The sequence below is a fragment of the Pseudomonas sp. Tun-23181 genome (assembly GCF_057415455.1).
Genome location: NZ_CM171630.1, coordinates 3,127,417 through 3,148,800, shown reverse-complemented (window position 1 = coordinate 3,148,800; position 21,384 = coordinate 3,127,417). Strand labels below are relative to the sequence as shown.

Sequence of the window (21,384 nt, the reverse complement as noted above, 5' to 3'; positions counted from 1 at the left end):
ACACTGTCCGCCACATAGCCTGAATATAAAGAGGGGAGGCCAGGCTGTACCGCAGCCTGCAGCCTCCCCGAGCGTTTCTGGACTAAGCATGAGAATACTGATCATTGGGCCCAGCTGGGTTGGCGACATGGTAATGGCGCAAACCCTGTTCCAGTGCCTGAAACAGCAGCACCCCGAATGCGTGATCGATGTGCTGGCGCCCGAATGGAGCCGGCCGATCCTCGAGCGCATGCCCGAGGTGCGCCAGGCCTTGAGCTTCCCGCTCGGCCACGGCGTGCTGGAGCTGGCCACGCGCCGGCGCATCGGCAAATCGCTGGCCGGCCAGTACGACCAGGCGATCCTCCTGCCCAACTCGCTGAAATCGGCGTTGGTGCCGTTCTTCGCCGGCATCCCCAAGCGCACCGGCTGGCGTGGCGAGATGCGCTATGGCCTGCTCAACGATGTGCGCACCCTGGACAAGGCGCGCTATCCCCTGATGATCGAGCGCTTCATGGCCCTGGCCTATGCGCCAGGCGTCGAGCTGGCGCAACCTTATCCACGGCCGACCCTGCAGATCGAGGCGCAGAGCCGCGATGCCGCCCTGGCCAAGTTCGGCCTGGAGCTGGACCGGCCGGTGCTGGCGCTGTGTCCGGGCGCGGAGTTCGGCGAGGCCAAGCGCTGGCCGGCCGAGCATTACGCCGAGGTGGCCGATGCGATGATCCGCCAGGGCTGGCAGGTCTGGCTGTTCGGTTCGAAGAACGACCACCCGGTGGGCGAGTCGATCCGCGACCGGCTGATCCCAGGTTTTCGTGAAGAGTCGACCAACCTGGCCGGTGAAACCTCCCTGGCCGAAGCCATCGACCTGTTGTCGTGCGCCGCTGCAGTGGTGTCCAACGACTCCGGCCTGATGCACGTGGCTGCCGCGCTCAACCGCCCGCTGGTGGCGGTCTATGGCTCGACCTCGCCGGGCTTCACCCCGCCGCTGGCCGAACAGGTGGAGATCGTGCGCCTGGGGATCGAATGCAGCCCCTGCTTCGACCGCACCTGCCGCTTCGGCCACTACAACTGCCTGCGCCTGCTGGAGCCGCAGAAAGTGATCGCCGCCCTGCACAGCCTGGGCGGGCCGAACCTGATCGATACCGTGACCGAGGTCGACTAAGTGCGGGTCCTGATCATCAAGACGTCGTCGCTGGGCGATGTGATCCACACCCTCCCGGCACTCACCGATGCCGCCCATGCCATCCCTGGGATCCGCTTCGACTGGGTGGTGGAAGAAGGCTTCGCCGAGATCCCCAGTTGGCATCCGGCCGTCGATCAGGTGATCCCGGTGGCCATCCGCCGCTGGCGCAAGAACATCTGGCAGACCCTCAAGAGCGGCGAATGGCGGGCGTTCAAGCAACGCCTGCGGGCGCAGCGGTACGACCTGGTGATCGATGCCCAGGGCCTGGTCAAGTCGGCCTGGCTGACCCGCTACGTCAAGGCGCCGGTGGCCGGGCTGGACCGCTATTCGGCCCGCGAAGGCTGGGCCAGCCGCTTCTACGACCGGCGCCTGTCGGTCGCCGTCGGCCAGCATGCGGTGGAGCGGGTGCGCCAGCTGTTCGCCCTGGCCCTGGCCTACGACCTGCCGGAAGGCCTCGGCCGCTACGGCCTGGACCTCGACCGCCTGCAACTGCCGCCCGCCGCACCCTACGTGGTGTTCCTGCATGGCACCACCTGGGCCACCAAGCACTGGCCCGAGGCCTACTGGCGTGAACTGGCCGAGCGCCTGGGCCGGCGCAAGCTGCAGGTGTGCCTGCCCTGGGGCAACCAGGCCGAGAAGGATCGCGCCGAGCGCATCGCCCAGGGCCTGGACAACTGCCAGGTGCTGCCGCGCCTGAACCTGGCCGGCGTCGCCCGCGTGCTGGCGGCGGCCAAGGCCTGCGTGGCGGTGGACACCGGCCTGGGCCACCTGGCCGCGGCGCTGGACGTGCCGACCATTTCGCTGTTCGGCCCCACCAACCCTGGCCTGACCGGTGCCTACGGACGTGCCCAGGTCCACCAGGCCAGCGATTTTCCCTGCGCGCCCTGCCTGCAGAAGAAATGCACCTACAAGCCGAGCGCCGAGGACCTGCGCCGGTTCGATCTCAAACGCGAGTGGCCGCTGTGCTTCACTCGCCTGAATCCCGAGCATGTGGCGAGCCGCTTGAGCGCGTTGCTGCTGGCTGAGGATGTTCGTTGATGCAACTGGCTTTCGTGCTTTACAAATACTTCCCCTTCGGCGGGCTGCAGCGCGATTTCATGCGCATTGCCCTGGAGTGCCAGAAGCGGGGCCACCAGATCCGTGTCTACACGCTGATCTGGGAGGGCGATGTTCCGCCGGGCTTCGAGGTGCTGGTGGCGCCGGTCAAGGCGCTGTTCAACCACCGCCGCAACGAGAAACTCAGCGCCTGGATGGCCGAGGACCTGGCAAAGCGCCCGGTCGATCGCCTGATCGGCTTCAACAAGATGCCGGGCCTGGACGTCTACTACGCCGCCGATGGCTGTTTCGAGGACAAGGCCCAGACCCTGCGCGGCGGCCTGTACCGGCGCTGGGGCCGCTACCGGCATTTCGCCGAGTACGAGCGTGCGGTGTTCGCCAAGGAGGCTGCCACCGAGATCCTGATGATCTCCGAGGTGCAGCAGCCGTTGTTCATCAAGCACTACGGCACGCCGCAGGCGCGCTTCCACCTGCTGCCGCCGGGCATCTCCCAGGACCGCCGGCGGCCGGCCGACGCCGACGCGATACGCGCCGAGTTCCGCAAGGCGTTCGGCCTGGGTGACGACGATTTGCTGCTGGTGCAGATCGGTTCGGGCTTCAAGACCAAGGGCGTCGACCGCAGCCTCAAGGCCCTGGCCGCGCTGCCGTCGGCCCTGCGCAAGCGCACCCGGTTGATGGTCATCGGCCAGGACGACCCCAAGGTGTTCCAGTTGCAGAGCGCCACGTTGGGGTTGGGCGAGCAGGTGCAGTTCCTCAAGGGGCGCAGCGATATCCCACGCTTTCTGCTCGGCGCTGACCTGCTGATCCACCCGGCCTACAACGAGAACACCGGCACCGTGCTGCTGGAGGCCCTGGTGGCCGGCCTGCCGGTGCTGGTCTCCCAGGTCTGCGGCTATGCGCACTACATCGCCGAGGCCAATTGCGGCCTGGTGCTGGACGAGCCTTTCGAACAGCAGCAACTCGACACCTACCTGCAACGCATGCTCGAGGATGGCCAGGCCCGTGCCGCCTGGTCGCACAATGGGTTGGCCTTCGCCGACAGCGCCGACCTGTACAGCATGCCGCAGCGTGCTGCCGACGTGATCCTGGGTCAGGAGACCGCATGAAGCTGATACTGGCCGAACCCTTCAAGCGCCTGTGGGCCGGGCGCGACCCCTTCGATGCTGTGGAGGCCCTGCAAGGCCAGGTGTTCCGTGAGTTGGAGGGGCGCCGTACCTTGCGCACCGAGGTCGAGGGCGAAGGCTACTTCGTCAAGATCCACCGTGGCATCGGCTGGGGCGAGATCTTCAAGAACCTGTTCAGCGCCAAGCTGCCGGTGCTCGGTGCTGGCCAGGAGTGGCGGGCCATCCAGCGCCTGCACGAGGTCGGCGTGCCGACCATGACCGCCGTGGCCTATGGCGAGCGGGGCAGCAACCCGGCGACCCAGCACTCGTTCATCGTCACCGAGGAACTGGCGCCGACCATCAGCCTGGAAGACTTCAGCCTCGACTGGACCAAGCAGCCGCCACCCGTGCGCCTGAAGCACGCGCTGATCGCCGAGGTGGCGCGCATGACCGGTGCCATGCACCGTGCCGGGGTCAACCATCGCGACTGCTACATCTGCCACTTCCTGCTGCACACCGACCGCCCGGTGACGCCCGAGGACCTGAAGCTCTCGGTGATCGACCTGCACCGTGCCCAGACCAGGGCCCGCATCCCTCGCCGCTGGCGCGACAAGGACCTGGCGGCCCTGTACTTCTCGGCCCTGGACATCGGCCTGACTCGCCGCGACAAGCTGCGTTTCCTGCGTGGCTACTTCCAGCGCCCCCTGCGCCAGGTCCTGGCCGACGAAGCCGTGCTGCTCGCCAGGCTCGAGCGCAAGGCGCAGAAACTCTACGATCGCAAGCAACGCTATGGAGACGCGCTCTGATGGCGGGATGGACACTGGCGCCAGGCTACGAGCGCCTGGCGGCGGACTTCGGCAGCCTCGAAGCGGTGTTCGCCCTCGAGGGCGAACGCCTGACCCATGACCCGCTCAGCGAGGTCATCCGTATCCAGCGCGAAGGGGTCAACTACTACGTCAAGCGCTACACCGGTGCCGGCAAGGCCCTGCGTCGCTACATGGGGCGGCCGCGCATCAAGGCCGAGTGGCAGAACCTCAAGCAGTTCGCCAAGTGGGATATCCCGACCGCCGAGGTGGTGGCCTGGGGGCTGGAGCGCAAGGGCCTGGCCTTCGGCCGCGGGGCGATGATCACCCGCGAGCTGCCGCGTACCGAAGACCTCTCGGCGCTGGCCGAACGCAACGACCCGCGCCTGGCTGACCGCGCCTGGGTCGACCATGTCAGCCGCCAGCTGGCACGGCATACCCGGGTCATGCACGATCACCACTTCGCCCATAACGACCTGAAGTGGCGTAACCTGCTGGTCGACGACCAGGCCACGGTGTTCTTCATCGACTGCCCGACCGGTGATTTCTGGCGTGGCTTCATGTTGCGCCACCGGGTCATCAAGGACCTGGCATGCCTGGACAAGGTCGCCAAATACCATCTGTCGGCAACCCAGCGGTTGCGCTTCTACCTGCAATACCGCGGGCACGAGCGGCTCAACGCACGGGACAAGCGGCGCATCCGCCAGGTGGTGAGATTTTTCGAGGGAAGGGAATGACCGATTACCTGGCCAGTGCCGACGAGGCGCTGCTGCAACGGCATGGCCTGAGCGACTTCGAGGCGCTGTGGGCGCTGCAGCTCGATGCCGTGGACGAACCCAATACCGGCCGTGGCGGCTGGAGCAGCGTCTTTCGCCTGGAGCTGGAAGGCAAGGGGTTCTACCTCAAGCGCCAGAGCGACTACCTCACGCGCACCCTGTACCGCCCCTTCGGCGAGCCGACCTTCGCCCGCGAATTTCGCAACATCAGCCGTTACCGGAAACTGAACATCCCGGCCTTGCAGGCCGTCTTCTACGGCGAGCGCAAGGGTAACGGCCAACACCGCGCCATTCTCATGACCCGCGCCCTGGACGACTGGAGCGACCTGGAAAGCCTGTTGGCCCAGTGGCCGCAACTGCAGCCGGCAACACGCCAAGGCATCCTCCAGGCCTGCGGCACCCTGGCGCGCACGCTGCACGCCGCCGGGCAGTTGCATGGTTGCTTCTACCCCAAGCACATCTTCCTGCGTGAGCGCCGCGAGGGCTGGCAGGCACAGCTGATCGACCTGGAGAAGACCCGCCCGCTGCTGTTCGGCATGCGTGACCGGCTCAAGGACCTGGAGCCGTTGCTGCGCCGTGCCCGGGCCTGGAGCGAGGCGGACGTGCGTACCTTGCTGGCGGCCTACCTGCAGCAGCCGGCCGACAGTTCGCTGGTCGATACCTGGTTGCAGCGCCTAGGGCGCCGCCGTCGTGAAAAGGAGGCCCGCTGATGCGTTTGCCTGAACTGAAGGACGCCGGGCGCAGCCCGACGCTGCCCCTGACCGTGACCCTGGCCGATGCCGCTGGCAGCGCTGACCTGCAATTGCTCAGCCTGCTGCGCGTGTTGCCGGGCCAACGCTATGTCGGCGCCGGCATCTGGCGTGGCACGCCGGTGCTGGCCAAGCTGCTGGTCGGCAACAGCGCCGCCCGGCATTTCCAGCGTGAGCTCGAAGGCGCCCGGCTGATGGCCGCCCAAGGCCTGACCACCCCGCAGCTGCTGGCTGACGGCCTCAAGGAGGGCGAGGGTGGCTGGCTGCTGTTCGAGTTCCTCGAAGGCGCCGAGAGCCTGGCCGATGCCTGGGCCAAGGTGCAGGACCTGCCCGTGCTGGCCGACGAGCAGCAACAGGTGCTCGGCGAGGCGCTCGCCGCAGTCGCGCACATGCATGCCAAGGGGTTGTGGCAGGAAGACCTGCACGTGGACAACCTACTGCGCCATGACGGCCGGCTGTACCTGATCGACGGTGCTGGCATCAAAGCCGAGACGCCGGGCCAGCAACTGTCGCGCCAGCGGGTGCTGGAGAACCTCGGGGTGTTCTTCGCCCAGTTGCCCAAGCGCCTGGAACCGTTCATCGAAGAGCTGCTGGTGCACTACCTGCTGGCCAACGCCGAGCACGCCTTGCCGCTGGAAGCCCTGCAGAAGCAGGTGGACAAGGTGCGCAGCTGGCGCCTGAAGGATTACCTGGAGAAGGCCGGGCGCGAATGCACGTTGTTCAGTGTCGAGCGCAGCCTGTCGGGGCTGCGGGCGATCCGCCGGGCTGAGGTGGACGCCATGCTGCCGGTGCTGGCCCAGGCCGATGCACTGATCGACCAGGGCCACCTGTTCAAGACCGGTGGGGCCGCCAGCGTGGCACGCATCGACGTGGGCGGTCGTGCGCTGGTGCTCAAGCGCTACAACATCAAGAACACTGCCCATTGGTTCAAGCGCTTCTGGCGCCCGAGCCGGGCCTGGCATTCATGGATCGAGGGGCACCGCCTGGCGTTTCTCGACATCGCCACGCCACGGCCGCTGGCAGTGCTGGAGCAGCGGGTCATGGGCCTGCGCAGCCGGGCTTACCTGGTCACTGAATATGCCGATGGCCCGGACTTGATCGAGTGTTTCCAGCCCTATGTGGAAAGCGGCGAAGCGCCCGAGGAGCAGGTGCAGGCCCTGGTGCACCTGATGCAGCAGTTGGTCCGTGAGCGCATCAGCCATGGTGACATGAAGGGGCACAACCTGTTCTGGCTGGATGGGCAGTGGTCGTTGATCGACCTCGATGCCATGTGCCAGCACGCCACGCAGCTCAGCTTCGCCCCAGCTTATGCCCGGGACCGGGCGCGGTTGCTGCGCAACTGGCCGAGCGGCAGTGCCTTGCACCGGCGCCTGGATGAGGTGTTGCCGCGATTGGGGGCGTGAGGTTCCTGCTGGATCGTGGGGCCGCTTCGCGGCCCCAATGGGCGCCAAGACAGCGAGCCTCCCCAAGGCTCATCCCCGTCGCCACAACCCGCGCACCCCCAGCACCGCCGGTATCCCCAGCCCCAGCCAGGACAGCACGTCCCACCCACCATCCCCCAGCAGCGCGGCGAACAGCCCCACGGCGCCGAGCACGGCGATCAGCGCCGGCCAGGCGAAGATCCGTCGGCTCGACTGCGACCTGTGGCTCATGCCTGCACCTCCCGAGCCTTGCGCTGCTTGCCCCACCACAGGTACAGACCGCTGCCGAGCACGACGATGGTCAGCACATCGAGCACTGCCCAGAGGATCTGCATCGGCCGCCCGCCGTAGTCGCCGAAGTGCAGTGGCTGCGACAGGCCCATGGCGTCCATGTACCAGGGGCGGTCGCCCACGGCGGTGACCTGCAGGGTTTGTGCATCGATCAGCACCGGGGTCAGCAGGTGCGAGGTCAGGTGCGTGGCGCCTTTCATGAACACGGCGTAGTGGTGCTCGCTGGAAAAGCGTGTGCCGGGGAAGGCGATGAAGTCCGGGTGCATGCCCGGGGCGGCCTCGGCGGCGATGTCCAGCAGGCGGTCGGCCGGGGCGCGCGCGGTGAGCGGCGGCGCATCGCGATAGGGGGCGACCATCGCTGCCAGGCTTTCGTTGCGCCAGGCGGCGATGACCAGGTCGGCACAGGCGCTGATCACCCCGGTGACGCCGACCACCAGGGCCCAGGTCAGGGTGACGATGCCGATCAGGTTGTGCAGGTCGAGCCAGCGCAAGCGCCGCGACTTGTCGTGGCGTACCGTGGCGAACGCCAGACGGCGCATGAACGGTGCGTAGAGCACGGTGCCGGAGACGATCGCCACGACGAACAGCACACCCATGAAGGCCAGCAGCAGCTTGCCCGGCAGGCCGGCGAACATGTCCACGTGCAGGCGCAGCATGGTCATCATGAAGCCACCGTTGGCGGCCGGCATGGCCACCGCCTCGCCGGTGCGGGCATCGAGCATGAAGGTGTGCGAGGCGTTGGGCTCGGTGCCGGCGGTGGCCGCCATGATCGCCACCACGCCGTTGCGGTCGTCCTCGTCGTAGCCGAAGTACTGCATCACCTCGCCGGGGCGATGGGCCTCGGCCTTCAGGACCAGCTGTTGCAGGTCCAGGTGCGGGGTGTCTGCGGGCATTTCACGCAGTTCGGGGGCATCGCCCAGCAGGTGTTCCAGCTCATGGTGGAAGATCAGTGGCAGGCCGGTCAGCGCCAGTAACAGCAGGAACAAGGTGCAGACCAGGCTGCTCCAGGTATGGATCACGGACCAGCGGCGGATGGTTCGGCTTTTCATCACGGCTCCGGGGTGTCGCGAAAAGGGGCGCAACGCGCCCCCGCCTTCAGAACTTGTAGTTGACGCTGGCCACCACGTTGCGCTCGTCGCCGTAGTAGCACCAGTAGCCATCACAGTTGGACAGATAGTCCTTGTTGAACAGGTTCTTCGCTTCCACAGCTACGCTCAGGCCTTTCATGCTGTTGTCCAGGCGGCCCAGGTCGTAGTGGACCGAGGCGTCGTACACCGTGTAGGAGCTGACATGGGCAAGCTCAGTGTTGGCCGTGTTGCCGTAGGTATCGCCGACGTAGCGCACGCCGCCGCCGATGCCGAAGCCGTCCAGCAGGCCGCTGTGCCAGGTGTAGTCGGCCCACAGGGTGGCCTGGTTGCGCGGGATCAGGGCCATGCGGTTGCCTTTCTCGGTGGCTAGGCCTTTGCGGATCTCGGTGTCGGTGTAGGTGTAGGACGCGACGGTCTTGAAGTTCTCGGTCAGTTGGCTGGTGGCCTCCAGTTCCAGGCCGCGCACCTGCAGCTCGCCGACCTGGCGGGTGATGCTGCCTTCAGTGACCCGCACGTTCTTTTGGCGCAGGTCATAGACGGCGGCGGTGAGCAGGGTGTCGCTGCCCACCGGCTGGAACTTCACCCCCACTTCGTACTGGCGGCCTTCGGTGGGCTCGAAGGATTGGGCTGAGTCGACGTTGGCGCCGCTGGCCGGTTGGAACGACTCGGTGTAGGAGACATAGGGGGTCACGCCGTTGTCGAACACGTAGCTCAGGCCGACGTTACCGCTGAAGGCCTTGTCACGTTGGGTGTTGGTGGCGTCGGCCTTGTTGTGGAACACGGTGCCGGTGTGCACCCAGTCCTCGCGCCCGCCGAGGGTCAGGCGCCAGTTGTCCAGGGCCATCTGGTCCTGGATATAGACGCCGGTCTGGTAGGTTTTCTGACCGAAGTCCTGCATGGCGAAGTAGGTGACATTGGACATGTCGGCGCCGTAGATCGGGCGCACGACATTGATCGGTGGCACGCCCAGGCCATACAGCCATTGGTAGTTGGTATTCGAGCGCTGGTGGTCCAGGCCCATCAGCAGGGTGTGATCGACGGCGCCCGTCTGGAAGTTGGCCTGCAGGTTGTTGTCCACGGCGAACTGGCTGATGTCTTCATTGACGATGCCGGACTCGCGGTTGACGTTGCCATCGGCGTCGATGTTGTTGACCGTAGCAACGTTGACTGCCTGGAATTCCAAGTCGCTCTTGGTGTAGCGCAGGTTCTGGCGGAACTGCCAGGTGTCGTTGAAACGGTGCTCGAAGCCATAGCCCAGGGCGTAGTAGGTGCGGTCGTAGAAGTCCCAGTCCGGCTCGCCCAGGTTCTTGTGGTGGGAGATCTTGCCCACCGGCGAGCCCAGCTTGGTGCCCTGCAGCGGCAGGAACTGCCCGGTGATGCCAGTATCGTCGCGGGTGTACTGAGAGATGAAGGTCAGCTTGGTGTCTTCATCGATGTTCCAGGTCAGGCTGGGGGCGATGTTGTAGCGCTTGTCCGGGATGTGGTCGATGGGCGAGTTGCTGTCGCGCACCACGCCACTGACGCGGTAGAGAAAGCGGCCTTCGTCGTCGATCTTGCCGGTGCTGTCGAAGTTGATCTGCTTGTGCTCGTTGCTGCCGACCTGGGCCTCGATCTGGTGGGCACGTTCGGCCTGCGGGCGGCGGCTGACCATGTCGAGCATACCGCCGGGTGGCGTCTGGCCGTAGACGGATGATGCCGGGCCACGCAGCACGGTGATGCGTTCGAGGTTCCACGGCTCGACCTTGGGGTTGGCGAAGGAGCCTTTGGGCAGCGGCAGGCCGTCGAGAAACTGAGTCGGGTCGAAGCCGCGCACTCGCAGCCAGTCGGCACGGGAGTCGGAGCCGTAGCCGCTGCTCTGCACGCCGGCGGTGTAGCGCAAGGCGTCGTTGAGGTTGAGGACCTGGCGGTCGTCCAACTGCTGGCGGGTGATCACCGACAGCGAGCGGGGCGTCTCGACGATAGGTGTGTCGGTCTTGGTGCCGGCGGCAGTGCGGGTGGCCGCGTAGCCGCTGGATGCGCCCCAGGCGCTTTCATAGTCGCCGGTGGCGTTGATGGCGGTTTCCGGCAACGCCAGGCTGCCTTCGGGCGTGGCCACCAAGCTGTAGCTGCCGACGCTGCTCTGTTGCAGTTGCAGGCCGGTGCCGCGCAGGGCGGCCTGCAGGGCGCCGAGGGCATCGTACTGGCCGTTGACCGGCGCTGACTGGCGGCCGCTGACCAGGGCCGGGTCGATGGCCAGGGCGATGCCGGCCTGGCTGGCGATCTGGTTCAGGGTGCTGGCCAGCGGCGCGCTGGGCAGGTCGTAGGCGTGCATGCCGGACTGTTCGGCGGCGTGCAGGGCAGGGCTGGCCAATGGGCTGGCCAGGGCGATGGTCAGGGCCATCAGGCTGGGGCGCAGGAATGAATCAACGGCACGGGACATGCAGCGGCTCCTCGACGGATAAGTGCTAACTGCTTCCTTGCCGAACGAGATTGGGAAAGTGACAGGGGTGGTGGAAAAAAAGTCGCGAGTGGCGAGTTGGGCGCTGTAAGAGGGCAGGGACAATGCCGTTTCAGCTGCCAGGGGGCTGCAACGCAGCCCCAATACCGCGGGTGTTTATTTTTTGACCACTGTCACCCACCAGGGTGTATGCCGCTCGATCTTCACCGGCAGTGCCGGCAGCAGCGAGGCCAGGGCCAGGTCGGTGTCGGTCAGTGGGAAGCTGCCGGTCACCCGCAGGTCGGCGACTTCGGCGGCGACGCCCAGGTGCCCCTTGCGGTAACGGCCAAGCTCGGCCACCAGGTCGGCCAGGCGTACGTTGTCCACCACCAGCATGCCGTGGGTCCAGGCATCGGCGCCGATGGCCACTGGGTTGACCTGGCCGAGGCCATCGCTGGTCATCAGTACCTGCTGGCCCTCGCGCAGGACCTGCTCGTCGCCGCTGTTCGACGGGCGTGCGGCCACCGAGGCTTGCAGCACCTCCAGGCGGGTACCCTGCTCCTCGCGCTTGACCAAGAAGCGTGTACCCAGCGGCCGCAGGCGGCCGTCGTCGGTGCGCACCAGCAACGGGCGGCTGTCCTGGTGGCCGGTTTCGACGGAAATCTCCCCCTGGTGCAGGACGATCAGCCGCTGTTCGCCGGCATAGTCGATGTCCACCGCGGTATGGGTGTTCAGGCTCAGCAGGGTGCCGTCCTCCAGGCGCAGGGTGCGCAGTTCGCCGGTGCCGGTGCGCTGGTCGGCCAGCCAGTAGCCCGGCGACAGCGACGGTGCGCCGGCCCAGGCCAGCAGCACGCCCACCAGCAGCATGCCGGCCAGCCCACCGCCGAGCTTGGCGACCCGCCGCCGCAGGCCGGCGCGCGACTGCAGCAGGGCATGGCGCGCAGGGCCGGCGGCGGCACTGACACGCTGGTCGAGCATGCCCAACTGGCGCCAGGCGCGGGCATGCTCCTCGCTGGCGGCATGCCAGCGCATGAATTCGCTGCGCTCGTCGGGGCTGCCGTTGCCTTCGTCAAGGCACAGCTTCCAGGCAATGGCGGCATCCAGGACCTTGGCCGAGACCGGCGTGGTATTCACGTCGGCTCCCCGTAGAGCGCGACGTAGCACTGGCGCATGGCCTGGGCGATGTACTGGCGCACCCTCGACACCGAAACCCCCAGGCGTTCGGCGATCTCGGCATGGCCCATGCCGTCCAGGCGGTTGTGCAGGAAGGCCGCGCGTGCCTTGCTCGACAGCTTGCCGAGCAGGCGGTCGATGGCCTTGAGGTCTTCGAGGATCAGGTGCTGGGCTTCCGGGGACGGTTGCTCGGCCTCCGGCAGGCGTGCCAGCTCCGCCAGGTAGGCCTGTTCCAGGGCCGCGCGGCGGAAGTGGTCGAACAGCAGCCCCTTGGCCACTGCCACGAGGAAGGCGCGGGGTTCGCGGGGCGCGGCCAGTTGCTCGCGGCCGAGCAGGCGCACGAAGGTGTCCTGGCTCAGGTCTTCGGCGCGCTGGCGGCAGGCGGTGCTGCGTTGCAGCCAGGCCAGCAGCCAGCCGCGATGATCGCGGTACAGCGTACCGACCAGCTCGGCGTGTGGGCTCTGCGCAGACGACAAGAAGCGTCCCCCCGGAACGAATGCGTTAACTAACGATAATTATTCGCGATTGTCGCAGAGCTTAGGGGCGCGGTGCAATTGACGCTTATCGGATTGCCATCACCCACCCTGATGCTGGGCGTTGCGCCGACGCCACTGCTGCAGGCGCAAGTTCAGTTGCAGCGGGCTGTCGAGCTGCTGGCGGCGAGCCTGGCTGAACAGGATGAGCGCCAGTTCGGCGGTGACCTGGGCATCGGCGCTGGCGTGGTGGCGTTCTTCCACCTGCAGGCCGAAGCGTGCGATCCAGTCGTCGAGGCTGGCCTCGCGCAGCACTGTATCAGGGTTGAGCATCGGCGCCAGTTCGGCCACGTCGAAGAAGGGATGCTGCAGACGATAGCCGAGGCTGTCTTTCAGGGCCCGGGCCAGCATGCGCTGGTCGAAGGGGGCATGGAAGGCGAGCACGGGGCTGTCGCCGATGAACGCCAGCAAGTCGAGCAGGGCCTCGGCCGGATCGCAGCCAGCGGCCAAGGCGCTGGGCCCAAGGCCATGGATCAGCACGCTGGGGTTGGTCTTCTGGTCCGGGCGGTGCAGGGTGCGTTCGAACTGCTGGCGGAAATCGATGGCGCCGTCCTCGATGGCCACGGCGCCGATCGACAGCACCTGGTCGCGGTTGACGTTCAGGCCGCTGGTTTCCAGGTCGAGCACCACCCAGCGTTGTTCGCGCAGCGATTTCACGCTCAGGGCCGGGGCCTTGGGCAGGCGTGCCAGGCGTTGGCGCAGGTGGTCGTCCAGGGCGGGCGAGGGCGGGCGCAGCCAGGCGAACAGGTTCATAGCTGGTACCGCAGGGCCAGGCTGCTCTGCAGGCGCTGGGCCTGGCGCAGGGACTCGCGCAGGATGCGCCGGTCCAGATGGTTGAGGCTGTCCGGGTCGAGCCGGTTGGAGTAGGGCAGGTTGTCGCGGGTCTGGCGCTGGTGCTGTTGCATGCGGGTCTGCTGGATGAAGTGGTAGGCCTCTTCGTAGGCGGCGCCGTCGAGCGGGTCGATGATACCCCGGGCCACCAGCTGGCGCAGGCGTTCCAGGGTGTTGCAAGCCTCGATGCCGTTGGCCAGGGCCAGCAGCCGCGCGCCATCGACGAAGGGCGTCAGGCCCTGGACCTTGAGGTCGAGGGTGGCGGTCTTGTCGTTGCCCTGGCGGGTCAGCACGAATTCGCGCAGGCGCCCCACGGGCGGGCGCTGGCGCAGGGCGTTGTCGGCCATCATGCGCTGGAAGAGGCGGTTGCCCTGGACCTGCTCGAGGATCCCCTGGCGCAACTGCGCGCAGCCCTGTTCGTCGCCCCAGACCACCCGCAGGTCGAAGTAGATGCTCGAGCCGAGCAGGTTCTCGGGGCTGGCCTCGCGGATGAAGCCGGCGAAGCGCCGCGCCCATTCGCTGCGAGACAGGCACAGCTCGGGGTTGCCGGCCATGACGTTGCCCTTGCACAGGCTGAACCCGCACTGGGCCAGGCACTGGTTGATGTATTGGGCCAACGGCAGCAGGCGTGCGCGGATCGCGTCGGCCTCGGCGCTGTCGCGGGCGTCGAAGAGAATGCCGTTGTCCTGGTCGGTGTGCAGGGTCTGCTCGCGCCGCCCTTCGCTGCCGAAGCACAACCAGCTGAACGGCACGCCAGGGTCGCCGCGCTCGGCCAGGGCCAGCTCGATCACCCGGCACACGGTGTGGTCGTTGAGCAGGGTGATGATCTGGGTGATCTGGGTCGAGGAGGCGCCGTGGGCCAGCATGCGCTCGACCAGTTGGCCGATCTCGCCGCGCAGCGACACCAGGGTGTCCAGGCGTGGTGCGTGGCGGATGGTGCGGGCCAGGTGAACCAGATCGACCCGCTGCAGGGAGAACAGGTCGCGCTCGGAAATCACGCCGCACAGGCGCAGGTTTTCCACCAGGCAGACGTGGGCGATGTGCCGCTCGGTCATGGCCATGGCGGCATCGAAGGCGCTGGCCTGGGGGCTCAGGTAGAACGGCTTGGCCGTCATGTAGCGATCGATCGGCGCGGACAGCTCGGCGCTGGCATCGGCCACCACCTGGCGCAGGTCGCGCAGGGTGAAGATGCCGATCGGGAAACGCTGCGGATCGACGATGACGATGCTGCCGACCTGCTGTTCATGCATCAGGTGCACGGCCTCGCGCAGGGGCATGTCCGGGGCGCAGACCACCGGGTGGCGCATGGCCAGTTCGCCCAAAGGCGTGTTCAGCGAATACTGGTTGCCCAGGGTTTCCACGGCGCGCTGGCGAACCTGCTGGTTGACCTGGTCGAGCAGGCTGCTGACGCCGCGCAGGGCGAAGTCGCGAAAGGCCTCCGAGAGGGAGAACACGCGGATGAAGGCGGCCTTGTCCAGTTGCAGGCAGAAGGTGTCCTCGCCGGCCAGGTGTTCGGTGCGGGTGGCCCGCTCGCCGAGCAGGGCGGCCAGGGGGAAGCATTCGCCACTGGCGATCTCGAAGGTGGTCTCCACACCAGGCTTGGTGACGTGCTGGCGTTCGCCGATCACACGGCCCTGCTTGACGATGTAGAAGTGCTCCACCGGGCCGTCGGCGGGCTTGATGATGCTTTCGCCGCTGGCGTAGAAGCGCAGTTGGCATTGCTCCACCAGGTAGGCCAGGTGGCTGTGCTCCATCTGGTTGAAGGGCGGAAAACGCTGGAGGAACTGCAGGGTACCTTGAATGTTCTGCAGCACCGCCGTTCTGCCGGCCTGGCTGTAGGCGTCCTTTTTGCTCATGGAACTACCGCATAGGTGTGTCGGCGTATGGAGACGCAGACCTTGTTGTTCTAAGGCCCCATGGTCGGCCGGCAGCCCTGTGGTGCCCATTGGACGTAAGTCTATAGGACGCGGTGCGACCTGCCGGAATGTGTCGGGTGTCAAATAGCCGACAAAAGGCAGCTTGCATAGCGTTGTTTTGCGGTCTGAACTGGGTAAGTGGGATTTTTTTGACGAGATGGACATGGTCGAGCATGAAGACATCCTGAGTGACGCCGAGCGCGAAGCGTTGGCCGTGGTGACTGCCCCTCCTGCACCGGCCCAGCAGGTGCTGGTGGTGGACGACAACGCGCTCAGTCGCGAGGCGTTGTGCCTTTACCTGAAGAGCAAGGGGATCGAGTGCGTCGACGCCGAGGGTGTCGCGGCGGCGCTCCGGCAACTCAAGCGCAACCCCCGTATCGGCCTGGTGATCACCGATTTGCGCATGGCGCCCACGGATGGCCTGGAACTGATCCGGCGAATTCGTGAATCGGAGCGGGCGGCGCTGTCGATCATCGTGGTGTCGGGCGACACCGATGTGAAGGAGGCGGTGGACGTGATGCACCTGGGAGTGGTGGATTTTTTGCTCAAGCCGGTGGACTTGGGGAGGGTGCTGGAACTGGTGAGGAAGGAGCTGGGGATCGAGTAGATTCATCCAAGTGGGGCCGCAACGCGGCCCCCGGTACGAAGATGTTGCTTACAGCCCATTACGCGCCTTGAACTCGCGGCGACGACGGTGCAGCACCGGCTCGGTATAGCCATTCGGCTGCTTGGCACCCTCGACCACCAGCTCGACTGCCGCCTGGAACGCGACGTTGTCGTCGAAGTTCGGCGCCATCGGGCGGTACTGGGCGTCACCGGCGTTCTGCTTGTCCACCACCGCGGCCATGCGCTTGAGGCTTTCCATGACCTGCTCCTGGCTGACGATGCCATGGCGCAGCCAGTTGGCCAGCAACTGGGCGGAAATCCGCAGGGTGGCGCGGTCTTCCATCAGGCCGACGTCGTTGATGTCCGGCACCTTGGAGCAACCCACGCCCTGGTCGATCCAGCGCACCACGTAGCCGAGGATGCCCTGGGCATTGTTGTCCAGCTCGTTGCGGATCTCCTCGGCCGACCAGTTGGTGTCGGCGGCCAGCGGGATGGTCAGGATATCGTCCACCGATGCCGGGGTACGCTTGGCCAGTTCCGCCTGGCGCGCCTGCACGTCGACCTTGTGGTAGTGCAGGGCATGCAGGGTGGCGGCGGTTGGCGATGGTACCCAGGCGGTGTTGGCTCCGGCCAGCGGGTGAGCGATCTTCTGCTCGAGCATGGCGGCCATCAGGTCGGGCATGGCCCACATGCCCTTGCCGATCTGCGCGCGACCTTGCAGGCCGGTGGCCAGGCCGATGTCGACGTTGTTGTTCTCGTAGGCGCCGATCCACTTCTCGTTCTTCATGGCGCCCTTGCGCACCACGGCGCCGGCTTCCATGGAGGTGTGGATCTCGTCGCCGGTGCGGTCGAGGAAGCCGGTGTTGATGAACACCACGCGCTCGGCGGCGGCCTTGATACAGGCCTTGAGGTTGACCGTGGTGCGGCGCTCCTCGTCCATGATGCCGACCTTCAGGGTGTTGCGTGGCATGCCCAGCAGGTCTTCGACACGGCTGAAGATCTCGGCGGCGAAGGCCACTTCCTCGGGGCCGTGCATCTTCGGTTTGACGATGTAGACACTGCCGGTGCGGCTGTTCTTGCGGCTGGTGTTGCCCTTGAGGTTGTGCAGGGCGATCAGGCTGGTGAACAGGCCGTCCTGGATGCCTTCGGGGATCTCGTTGCCCTGGGCGTCGAGGATCGCCGGGTTGGTCATCAGGTGGCCAACGTTACGCACGAACAGCAGCGAGCGGCCGTGCAGGGTGACGCTGCCGCCGTTTGGCGCGGTGTATTCGCGGTCTGGGTTCATGGTACGGGTGAAGGTCTTGCCACCCTTGGTCACGTTCTCGGCCAGGTCGCCCTTCATCAGGCCCAGCCAGTTGCGATAGACCAGGACCTTGTCGTCGGCATCGACGGCGGCGACCGAGTCTTCGCAGTCCATGATGGTGGTCAGCGCCGATTCCATCAGGATGTCCTTGACGCCCGCGGCATCGGTGCTGCCGACCGGCGTGCTGGCATCGACCTGGATCTCGAAGTGCAGGCCGTTGTGCTTGAGCAGGATGGCGGTCGGAGCCGCGGCGTCGCCGTGGTAGCCGATCAGTTGGGCGTCGTCGCGCAGGCCGCTGTTGCTGCCGCCCTTGAGGGCGACGACCAGCTTGCCGCCTTCGATGCGGTAGCCGGTGGAGTCGACGTGGGAGCCGGCGGCCAGGGGCGCGGCTTCGTCGAGGAAGGCGCGGCCGAAGGCGATGACCTTGTCGCCACGGACCTTGTTGTAGCCCGGGCCTTTCTCGGCGCCGCCTTCTTCGCTGATGGCATCGGTGCCGTACAGCGCGTCATACAGCGAACCCCAGCGGGCGTTGGCGGCGTTGAGGGCGAAGCGGGCGTTCATCACCGGCACCACCAGCTGTGGGCCGGCCATGCGGGCGATCTCTTCGTCCACGTTCTGGGTGGTGGCCTGGAAGTCGTCGACCGGGGGCAGCAGGTAGCCGATTTCCTGGAGGAAGCTCTTGTAGGCCGCGGCATCGTGGGCCTGGCCTTTGCGCGCTTGGTGCCAGGCGTCGATCTTGGCTTGCAGTTCGTCGCGCTTGGCGAGCAGGGCTTTGTTCTTTGCAGCGAGGTCGTTGATGATCTTTTCCGCACCGGCCCAGAACTGCTCGGCGACGATGCCGGTCCCTGGAATGGCTTCGTCGTTGACGAAGTCGTACAGGACCTTGGCGACCTGAAGGCCACCGACTTGAACGTGTTCAGTCATTGCTTGCCTCACTCTGCTCAGCTATTTCGCTCTTCTGTATTAAGCCTGTAGCGCTTCTCTAAACACGGCACCAGTACTTGCCCTCGTCGTATAACCCCGAGCGCGGCTGGGTGCGGCCTGCCAGACGGGCCGGCGGGCGGTTGCGTATTTTCACAGGCGCCTTGGCAGACATCCAAACGACGTTTTGTAGTCCGCGCCGGCGCATACTACATGAAGCAGCAGGCAGGTGAAAATCAGACTAAAAGCGTCGCTGTGCGACCAAGAGGCCGCATCGGGTCACGCTGGGAGGCATTATGTTCGCAAAAAACAGGTAGATTGTTCCAGATAAATCTTGAAACAGTACACGATTAGCTGTGCGAACCGCCCTGCGGCAGGTTGCCGCGCCTTGCCTATACTGATTCGATCCCCCGTATTTCGCCGCGCGCGGCGGCGCCGGCGATTGAAAACAGCGTAGAGGAGCGGCCCGTGGACCATCTCGTACTGACAGTGATCGCCCCCGACAAGGCCGGGCAGGTCGAACGCATCGCTCAATGTATCGCCGAGCATAATGGCAACTGGCTGGAGAGTCGCATGTCGCGGATGGCCGGGCAGTTCGCCGGGATCCTGCGGGTGGCGGTGCCGGCCGAATCCTATGACGACCTGGTGGAAGCCCTGCATGGGCTGGCCAGCCATGATATCCGCGTGCTGATCGCCGAAAGTGGCATCGAGCCGTCCTGCACCTGGAAGCCGATCGCCATGGAGCTGGTGGGCAACGACCGGCCGGGCATCGTGCGCGATATTACCCGCTTGCTGGCTGAGCAGGGGGTCAACCTTGAGCGTTTCACCACCGAGGTACGGCCTGCGCCGATGAGCAGCGAGCCGTTGTTCCATGCCGATGCGCTGCTGGCGCTGCCCCTGACGCTGTCGCTGGATGAACTGCAGCAGCGGCTGGAGAGCCTGGCGGATGACCTGATGGTCGAACTGAAGCTGCGGCCGGAGGAATAGTGCATTGTCATCAGGGCCGCTTCGCGTCCCATCGCCGGAAAGCCAGGGAATGGGTTATCCCGGTTTCGCGGGGACGGCGCTGTGGATAACCTGGGGGCGTTCGCCTGCAGCCCAGAAGCGGCGCGGTCTCCCCGGTTTTGAGCAAAAAACGTCCAGAAATCATCCGCTTGTGCACAAAGCACGGGGACGAGGGTGTGGATAACCTTTGGAGACCTTGCTGCAGGCCAAGTATTCCGTGGCCTGCAGAGTTTTGATCGTTTCTTGATCAAGCCCGCTTGCGCAGGCTCAACCAGGCATCGACGCTGTAGATCGCCAGGCCCGCCCAGATGAACATGAAGGCCAGCAAGGTGCTGGACGACAGGTGCTCGCCGAACAGCAACACCGCCTGCAGCAGCACCAGGGTCGGTGCCAGGTATTGCAGGAAGCCCAGGGTGGTATAGGGCAGGTGACGGGCGGCGGCGTTGAAGCACACCAGCGGCACCAGGGTGACCGGGCCTGCAGCCATCAGCCAGAGGGCTTCGCTGCTGGTGTAGAAGTCGCCCTGGGCGCTGCTCGCGGCCGGGTGCAGGAGCAGCCAGCCGGCGGCCAGGGGCACCAGCATCCAGGTTTCCACCACCAGGCCGGGCAGGGCCGCCACCGGCGCCTGCTTGCGGATCAGGCCATAGAAGCCAAACGACAGCGCCAGCACCAGCGATACCCAGGGCAGGCTGCCGACCTGCCAGACCTGCTGGGCCACGCCTACCGCCGCCAGCCCCACCGCCAGCCATTGCAGGCGGCGCAGGCGTTCGCCGAGCAAGAGCATGCCCAGCAGCACGTTGACCAGCGGATTGATGTAGTAGCCCAGGCTGGCTTCGAGCATGCGGCCATTGTTCACGGCCCACACGTAGGTCAGCCAGTTGCCGGCGATCAAGGCGCCGCTCAGGGCCAGGACCGCCAGGCGACGTGGGTTGTCACGCAGTTCGCGCCACCAGCCGGGGTGCTTCCACACCAGCAGCAGGAGCGAGCCAAACAGCGCCGACCAGAGCACCCGATGGACGATGATTTCCACCGCCGGGACGTTCTGGATGGCTTTGAAGTACAAGGGGAACAAACCCCAGATGATATAGGCGCCAAGGCCCAGGATGTACCCGCGACGCGGGTTTGCAGCGTGCATGCAGATTCCTTGCTTAGGTAGCTAAATACAGCATGCCTATTGTAGACAGACCGGCTTGGGGTTCTAGAACAATTTCAGGGGTTCTTCATCCAGGGCGGCGATCTGCTCGCGCAGGGCGAGGATCTGGTCGCCCCAATAGCGTGGCTGGCCGAACCAGGGGAAGCTCGGCGGAAACGCCGGATCGTCCCAGCGCCGGGCCAGCCAGGCGCTGTAGTGCAACTGACGCAGGGCACGCAGCGGCTCGATCAGGGCCAGCTCGCGCGGGTCGAAGTCGTGGAACTCGTTGTAGCCGTCGATCAGCTCGGCCAACTGGCCCAGGCGCTCCTCGCGGCTGCCGGCGAGCATCATCCACAGGTCCTGCACGGCCGGGCCCATGCGGCAGTCGTCCAGGTCGACGATGTGGAAGGTTTCGTCGCGGTACATCAGGTTGCCGGGGTGGCAGTCGCCATGCAGGCGGATGACCTGGTGCGGGGTTCGCGCATAGAGGGCCTCGACCCGTTGCAGCAGGTCGCGGGCCACGGACTCGAAGGCCGGCAGTAGGTCTTTTGGGATGAAGTCGCCGGCCAGCAAGGTCTCGAGCGAGGCATGGCCGAAGTTGTCCACCGTCAGGCTTTCGCGGTGCTCGAACGGGCGTGCGGCGCCCACGGCATGCAGACGGCCGAGCAACTGGCCGAGCCGGTAGAGCTGGTCGAGGTTACCGGGCTCTGGCGCGTAGCCGCCCCGGCGTGGGAACAGGGCGAAACGAAAGCCTCGATGTTCGAACAGGCTGCGGCCCTGGTGTTGCAGCGGTGCGACCACGGGGACTTCGCACTCGGCCAGCTCGCTGCTGAAGCGGTGTTCCTCGAGGATCGCGGCATCATCCCAGCGGCCTGGGCGGTAGAACTTGGCGACCAGCGGTTGCTCCCCTTCGATGCCCACCTGGTAGACGCGGTTTTCGTAGCTGTTGAGCGCCAGGACCCGGGCATCGCTGAGAAAGCCCAGGCTTTCCACGGCATCCAGGACCAGGTCGGGGGTGAGGGTATCGAAGGGGTGGGACATGAAGGCTCCAGGGCGCGGACGGCATGGGCGCATGGTAGCGCATTCCAGGCAGGCCATTCGC

The 21,384-nt window shown here is 66.2% G+C and carries 19 protein-coding genes; 9 read left to right on the top strand and 10 right to left on the bottom strand.

The features are described from left to right. The first annotated feature begins 88 nt into the window (after positions 1-88). From waaF to ACDI39_RS15000, 7 genes are read left to right on the top strand one after another with little or no spacing between them, the layout of a single operon-like run. Complete coding sequence (gene waaF / locus ACDI39_RS15030) at positions 89-1,138, top strand: lipopolysaccharide heptosyltransferase II (RefSeq protein ID WP_253080215.1); 1,050 nt, start codon at positions 89-91, stop codon at positions 1,136-1,138. Continuing rightward, the gene (gene waaC, locus ACDI39_RS15025) at positions 1,139-2,197 is read left to right on the top strand and encodes a lipopolysaccharide heptosyltransferase I (protein ID WP_225786504.1); all 1,059 of its coding nucleotides are present in this window, start codon (positions 1,139-1,141) and stop codon (positions 2,195-2,197) included. Next, on the top strand, positions 2,197-3,321 hold the full coding sequence (locus tag ACDI39_RS15020) for a glycosyltransferase family 4 protein (protein ID WP_225786503.1): 1,125 nt from the start codon (positions 2,197-2,199) through the stop codon (positions 3,319-3,321). Before waaC ends, ACDI39_RS15020 begins: the two co-directional genes overlap by 1 nt. Beyond that, positions 3,318-4,124 carry a lipopolysaccharide core heptose(I) kinase RfaP gene (rfaP, locus tag ACDI39_RS15015; protein ID WP_225786502.1) on the top strand — a complete coding sequence of 269 codons (807 nt, stop codon included), beginning with the start codon at positions 3,318-3,320 and terminating at the stop codon, positions 4,122-4,124. The genes ACDI39_RS15020 and rfaP overlap by 4 nt, the downstream gene beginning before the upstream one ends. Continuing rightward, a complete protein-coding gene (locus ACDI39_RS15010) occupies positions 4,124-4,858 on the top strand; it encodes a lipopolysaccharide kinase InaA family protein (RefSeq protein ID WP_225786501.1) in 735 nt (244 codons plus the stop codon). The genes rfaP and ACDI39_RS15010 overlap by 1 nt, the downstream gene beginning before the upstream one ends. Next, on the top strand, positions 4,855-5,607 hold the full coding sequence (locus tag ACDI39_RS15005) for a lipopolysaccharide kinase InaA family protein (RefSeq protein WP_225786500.1): 753 nt from the start codon (positions 4,855-4,857) through the stop codon (positions 5,605-5,607). The genes ACDI39_RS15010 and ACDI39_RS15005 overlap by 4 nt, the downstream gene beginning before the upstream one ends. Next, positions 5,607-7,049: a lipopolysaccharide kinase InaA family protein gene (locus tag ACDI39_RS15000; protein WP_486536896.1), complete on the top strand. Its 1,443-nt coding sequence runs from the start codon at positions 5,607-5,609 to the stop codon at positions 7,047-7,049. The genes ACDI39_RS15005 and ACDI39_RS15000 overlap by 1 nt, the downstream gene beginning before the upstream one ends. Positions 7,050-7,118: 69 nt before the next feature. On the opposite strand, the gene ACDI39_RS14995 is transcribed toward ACDI39_RS15000, so the two are convergent. The 7 genes from ACDI39_RS14995 to ACDI39_RS14965 form a co-directional block, all read right to left on the bottom strand. Then, complete coding sequence (locus tag ACDI39_RS14995) at positions 7,119-7,298, bottom strand: DUF4175 domain-containing protein (RefSeq protein WP_225786498.1); 180 nt, start codon at positions 7,296-7,298, stop codon at positions 7,119-7,121. Then, a complete protein-coding gene (locus ACDI39_RS14990; RefSeq protein ID WP_225786497.1) occupies positions 7,295-8,407 on the bottom strand; it encodes a PepSY-associated TM helix domain-containing protein in 1,113 nt (370 codons plus the stop codon). Before ACDI39_RS14990 ends, ACDI39_RS14995 begins: the two co-directional genes overlap by 4 nt. Before the next feature lie 46 nt (positions 8,408-8,453). Then, positions 8,454-10,865, bottom strand: coding sequence for a TonB-dependent siderophore receptor (locus ACDI39_RS14985; RefSeq protein ID WP_225786496.1), 2,412 nt, complete (start codon positions 10,863-10,865; stop codon positions 8,454-8,456). 174 nt (positions 10,866-11,039) lie between these two features. Next, positions 11,040-11,996 carry a FecR domain-containing protein gene (locus ACDI39_RS14980; protein ID WP_225786495.1) on the bottom strand — a complete coding sequence of 319 codons (957 nt, stop codon included), beginning with the start codon at positions 11,994-11,996 and terminating at the stop codon, positions 11,040-11,042. Next, positions 11,993-12,511 (bottom strand): RNA polymerase sigma factor, encoded by a 519-nt coding sequence (locus ACDI39_RS14975; RefSeq protein ID WP_225786494.1) that lies wholly within the window; start codon positions 12,509-12,511, stop codon positions 11,993-11,995. The genes ACDI39_RS14980 and ACDI39_RS14975 overlap by 4 nt, the downstream gene beginning before the upstream one ends. A gap of 99 nt (positions 12,512-12,610) precedes the next feature. Continuing rightward, entirely contained in the window at positions 12,611-13,321 is a 711-nt protein-coding gene (locus tag ACDI39_RS14970; protein ID WP_225786493.1) for a 3'-5' exonuclease, read from the bottom strand. Next, a complete protein-coding gene (locus tag ACDI39_RS14965) occupies positions 13,318-15,255 on the bottom strand; it encodes a DUF294 nucleotidyltransferase-like domain-containing protein (protein ID WP_225786492.1) in 1,938 nt (645 codons plus the stop codon). Before ACDI39_RS14965 ends, ACDI39_RS14970 begins: the two co-directional genes overlap by 4 nt. Positions 15,256-15,478: 223 nt before the next feature. Here ACDI39_RS14965 and ACDI39_RS14960 point away from each other — a divergent pair, with 223 nt between their 5' ends. Next, the gene (locus ACDI39_RS14960; protein WP_410045249.1) at positions 15,479-15,922 is read left to right on the top strand and encodes a response regulator; all 444 of its coding nucleotides are present in this window, start codon (positions 15,479-15,481) and stop codon (positions 15,920-15,922) included. 48 nt (positions 15,923-15,970) lie between these two features. Here the strand turns inward: ACDI39_RS14960 and ACDI39_RS14955 are convergent, their stop codons facing one another. Then, positions 15,971-18,148 carry a malate synthase G gene (locus ACDI39_RS14955; RefSeq protein WP_225786490.1) on the bottom strand — a complete coding sequence of 726 codons (2,178 nt, stop codon included), beginning with the start codon at positions 18,146-18,148 and terminating at the stop codon, positions 15,971-15,973. Between the two features lie 465 nt (positions 18,149-18,613). Here ACDI39_RS14955 and ACDI39_RS14950 point away from each other — a divergent pair, with 465 nt between their 5' ends. Then, positions 18,614-19,132 (top strand): glycine cleavage system transcriptional repressor, encoded by a 519-nt coding sequence (locus tag ACDI39_RS14950; protein ID WP_225786489.1) that lies wholly within the window; start codon positions 18,614-18,616, stop codon positions 19,130-19,132. Positions 19,133-19,397: 265 nt separating this feature from the next. Here ACDI39_RS14950 and rarD read toward each other — a convergent pair whose 3' ends face one another. Further along, positions 19,398-20,285: an EamA family transporter RarD gene (gene rarD / locus ACDI39_RS14945; protein WP_225786488.1), complete on the bottom strand. Its 888-nt coding sequence runs from the start codon at positions 20,283-20,285 to the stop codon at positions 19,398-19,400. A 63-nt stretch (positions 20,286-20,348) separates the two neighbouring features. Beyond that, positions 20,349-21,323: a serine/threonine protein kinase gene (locus ACDI39_RS14940; protein WP_225786487.1), complete on the bottom strand. Its 975-nt coding sequence runs from the start codon at positions 21,321-21,323 to the stop codon at positions 20,349-20,351. Positions 21,324-21,384: the final 61 nt, after the last annotated feature.

What these genes read in the sequence shown, in the direction of transcription:
- ACDI39_RS15000 (WP_486536896.1), top strand. Translation starts at nt 5,607, where the DNA reads ATGCGTTTGCCTGAACTGAAGGACGCCGGGCGCAGCCCGACGCTGCCC.
- waaF (WP_253080215.1), top strand. Translation starts at nt 89, where the DNA reads ATGAGAATACTGATCATTGGGCCCAGCTGGGTTGGCGACATGGTAATG.
- ACDI39_RS14995 (WP_225786498.1), bottom strand. Translation starts at nt 7,298, where the DNA reads ATGAGCCACAGGTCGCAGTCGAGCCGACGGATCTTCGCCTGGCCGGCG.
- ACDI39_RS15005 (WP_225786500.1), top strand. Translation starts at nt 4,855, where the DNA reads ATGACCGATTACCTGGCCAGTGCCGACGAGGCGCTGCTGCAACGGCAT.
- ACDI39_RS14985 (WP_225786496.1), bottom strand. Translation starts at nt 10,865, where the DNA reads ATGTCCCGTGCCGTTGATTCATTCCTGCGCCCCAGCCTGATGGCCCTG.
- rfaP (WP_225786502.1), top strand. Translation starts at nt 3,318, where the DNA reads ATGAAGCTGATACTGGCCGAACCCTTCAAGCGCCTGTGGGCCGGGCGC.
- ACDI39_RS14965 (WP_225786492.1), bottom strand. Translation starts at nt 15,255, where the DNA reads ATGAGCAAAAAGGACGCCTACAGCCAGGCCGGCAGAACGGCGGTGCTG.
- ACDI39_RS15020 (WP_225786503.1), top strand. Translation starts at nt 2,197, where the DNA reads ATGCAACTGGCTTTCGTGCTTTACAAATACTTCCCCTTCGGCGGGCTG.
- ACDI39_RS14940 (WP_225786487.1), bottom strand. Translation starts at nt 21,323, where the DNA reads ATGTCCCACCCCTTCGATACCCTCACCCCCGACCTGGTCCTGGATGCC.
- ACDI39_RS14955 (WP_225786490.1), bottom strand. Translation starts at nt 18,148, where the DNA reads ATGACTGAACACGTTCAAGTCGGTGGCCTTCAGGTCGCCAAGGTCCTG.
- ACDI39_RS15010 (WP_225786501.1), top strand. Translation starts at nt 4,124, where the DNA reads ATGGCGGGATGGACACTGGCGCCAGGCTACGAGCGCCTGGCGGCGGAC.
- ACDI39_RS14970 (WP_225786493.1), bottom strand. Translation starts at nt 13,321, where the DNA reads ATGAACCTGTTCGCCTGGCTGCGCCCGCCCTCGCCCGCCCTGGACGAC.
- ACDI39_RS14990 (WP_225786497.1), bottom strand. Translation starts at nt 8,407, where the DNA reads ATGAAAAGCCGAACCATCCGCCGCTGGTCCGTGATCCATACCTGGAGC.
- ACDI39_RS14960 (WP_410045249.1), top strand. Translation starts at nt 15,479, where the DNA reads ATGGTCGAGCATGAAGACATCCTGAGTGACGCCGAGCGCGAAGCGTTG.
- rarD (WP_225786488.1), bottom strand. Translation starts at nt 20,285, where the DNA reads ATGCACGCTGCAAACCCGCGTCGCGGGTACATCCTGGGCCTTGGCGCC.